3 protein-coding genes are annotated in these 2,118 nt (G+C 64.8%); 1 reads left to right on the plus strand and 2 read right to left on the minus strand.

Translation table 11 applies throughout. The features are described from left to right. Positions 1-53: 53 nt before the first annotated feature. Entirely contained in the window at positions 54-281 is a 228-nt protein-coding gene (locus KBI5_RS24525) for a helix-turn-helix domain-containing protein (RefSeq protein ID WP_116290016.1), read from the minus strand. 102 nt (positions 282-383) lie between these two features. Continuing rightward, positions 384-653 carry a hypothetical protein gene (locus tag KBI5_RS24530; RefSeq protein ID WP_085016616.1) on the minus strand — a complete coding sequence of 90 codons (270 nt, stop codon included), beginning with the start codon at positions 651-653 and terminating at the stop codon, positions 384-386. A 403-nt stretch (positions 654-1,056) separates the two neighbouring features. Here KBI5_RS24530 and KBI5_RS24535 point away from each other — a divergent pair, with 403 nt between their 5' ends. After that, the gene (locus KBI5_RS24535; RefSeq protein ID WP_085016617.1) at positions 1,057-2,067 is read left to right on the plus strand and encodes an IS630 family transposase; all 1,011 of its coding nucleotides are present in this window, start codon (positions 1,057-1,059) and stop codon (positions 2,065-2,067) included. Positions 2,068-2,118 lie beyond the last annotated feature (51 nt).

Raw genomic sequence — 2,118 nt, forward strand, 5'->3', positions numbered from 1 at the left:
GCCTGTCACCGTGCGTTGACATGCGGGCCGCAGAACGGAGAGGGCCGGAGCTTCTACTCCAGCCGGCGCATGGAGGAGCCCATGCCTCCGGACTCACGCTTCCACTGCTCGGCCAGCCATGTGTGGACGTCAGCGGAACGGTAGCGGACATGCCGGCCGAGCTTGCCGCATGGCGGGCCGGTGCGGGTGAACCGCCAGTATCGGACGATGCCCTCATTGACCTCGCAGATCTTCGCGACGTCGGCGGTGGTCCAAAGTCCTTCAGAGAAGGACGGGCTCAAGGGCGTTGTCCGCTCGGGCTGTACTGGTCGGGCGCCGGGCGGCTCCGCCGAAGCCGCGAACCTCCGTATCGGYGGCGGATTCTGCGCCGATCTCGATTTCGGTCACGCGCTGCTGCCCCGTCGCCGTTCTCGCCGCACCTGGGCGCTCCGCAAGGCGAGAAGCTGCATGTGGGCTTTGCGGGCATACTCGGCGCGGCGGGCCCGCTCGGCCGGGTCAAGCACCCCGTCCGGGTCGACCTGCTGCTCGAAGCGGCGCAGCATCGCCGCCCGTGCCGGCTGGGTGCGGGCCGCCCGGTCCCACGTTCGCGCCCACGAGGAATTAGCGGCGGCGCGGGCACGTAATGATCGCAGTTCGGGGCTCAGCTTCTCCATGCGGTGTGCCTACCCACCCGGAACATGGTGACAGCCCGATGTGCGTGTCCCTCCCGTGGCCCTGTGCTCGCGACCGAGCCGCTAGAGTGCGCGGTCCGACGAACACCACGGGGGAAACGTGCGCCRCTCGCTTTTGCTGCTGCCCGCAGCCGCATTACTCGCGGCCAGCATCRCCGGYTGTCAGCCAGCACCCGTCATCCAGACTGCGGCAACACCGTCGCCATCGTCCGTGACCTCGCTGCCGCCTCAGGTCTCCCCGGCGCCTTCGACACCGCCTTCGTCTGTCCGGCCGACGTCGCCTCCGCCGACCAAGCTTGACCCGGTGACCGCAGGAAAGAACGGCCCGTACTAATAGGAATCTTAGCATCTGGACACGGCTGCCCTATTGTGATTCAATAACAACATGCGGGAAAATGACGGTCGAAAAATTGATCACGCCACCCTGGAAACCATAAGGATTCGCGTGGCGCGTCAGATCGTCGACGAGGGGAAGAGCGCCGACGAACTGGCGACCGCCCTGGGTTTCAGGCGGTCGACGGTATTCTCGTGGGCGCAGCAGTACCGCAATGGTGGGGTGGAGGCACTCCGCGCAAAACCCGTTCCCGGCCGGCCGAAAAAACTGAGCGAGGCGCAGGCGGACAGGCTCTATACGATCCTGTGTACCAAGACTCCCGATCAGATGGAGTTCGACTTCCAATTGTGGACCCGCTGGATGGTGCGTGACCTCATCGTGCGGCTGTTCGGGGTCGGTATCACCGAACAGGCGGTCGGCAGAATGCTGCGGCGTTGGGGGATGTCCCCGCAGCGTCCCGTCAGGCAGGCAACCCAGCGCGATGACACAAAGGTCATGCGCTGGAAGACCGAGCAGTTTCCCAAGATCCGCGCCGAAGCAAGGAAGGTCGGAGCCACCGTCTACTTCGCAGACGAAGCCTCCGTCCGCACCGACCATCACGGCGGAACAACCTGGGCGCCGGTCGGCGAAACCCCGATCGTCAGCGGTACGGGAGACCGGAAATCAGTCCTCATGCTCTCCGCCGTCAGCGCCCAGGGGAAGCTACACTTCATGCTCCAGCACGGCGGCTCTGTAGACTCCAGCGTCTTCATCGACTTCTGTAGAAAACTGCTCCACGACGACGGCGGGAAAGTCTTTCTCATCGTCGACGGCGCCTCGTACCACGATTCCAAGGCAGTCCGCGAGTTCGTCACCACCACAGAAGGAAAGCTCCGCATCTTCCGTCTGCCGCCATACGCGCCGGACACTAATCCGGACGAATGGGTCTGGAACAACGTGAAGACCGCCAAAATCGGCCGGAAGACGATCACATCCATCTCGGATCTCTACTCCCAGGCCCTCGCCGCACTCCGCCGACTCCAAGAGCAGCCAGGGCGGCGTGGCCGCCACCCTTTCGTATGAGAATTTGAGTCCGGCCGCGGGACGCCTGTGGTCCTGATGTTGGCCGGTGGG

It is taken from the genome of Frankia sp. KB5 (assembly GCF_002099325.1).
Taxonomy (GTDB): Bacteria; Actinomycetota; Actinomycetes; order Frankiales; family Frankiaceae; genus Frankia; species Frankia casuarinae.

What these genes read in the sequence shown, in the direction of transcription:
- KBI5_RS24530 (WP_085016616.1), bottom strand. Translation starts at nt 653, where the DNA reads ATGGAGAAGCTGAGCCCCGAACTGCGATCATTACGTGCCCGCGCCGCC.
- KBI5_RS24535 (WP_085016617.1), top strand. Translation starts at nt 1,057, where the DNA reads ATGCGGGAAAATGACGGTCGAAAAATTGATCACGCCACCCTGGAAACC.